This window comes from Vibrio sp. HI00D65 (assembly GCF_001635455.1).
Lineage (GTDB): Bacteria > Pseudomonadota > Gammaproteobacteria > Enterobacterales > Vibrionaceae > Vibrio.
Window position 1 is genome coordinate 1 of record NZ_LWEH01000262.1, and the last position, 419, is coordinate 419.

The window sequence follows — 419 nt, forward strand, 5'->3', positions numbered from 1 at the left end:
CCAAGATAAAGCGGCGAAGTGGGCCAAACAGACGAAGTTTTAGAAAGAATATTTTGAGCCGCGGTCACGGCATGATGGCTGACAGCGATGATGATATCGCTGTTATTAAGTTGGACGCTTAAGTTCGCCGAATCTGGATTGTCGATGATACGGATAAGCGGATGATGGATTGCTTGAACCCCTTCATCCGCTAGTTGTTGGCAAAGCGATTGTCCCTCTACACCGGGACGAGTTACCAACACTGTCATGATTATTCTTGGTCTGCGTATAGCTTGGTTAGGATTTCTCTCGCACCATCATCTAGCAGTTGATTAGCCAGAGTCACACCCAGCGCTTCTGCTTCTTCGCGAGGGCCAGATATCTCACCACGAATCATTTTAGAACCGTCTGGCTCACCAACCAATGCACGTAGCCAGATG

Annotated in this window: 2 pseudogenes; both read right to left on the reverse strand. The window is 48.4% G+C overall.

Annotated elements, in window-relative coordinates:
* Nucleotides 1-248: pseudogene (locus A3712_RS18480) on the reverse strand (uroporphyrinogen-III synthase); the annotation flags it as partial.
* Between the two features lie 2 nt (nucleotides 249-250).
* Nucleotides 251-419: pseudogene (hemC, locus tag A3712_RS18485) on the reverse strand (hydroxymethylbilane synthase); the annotation flags it as partial.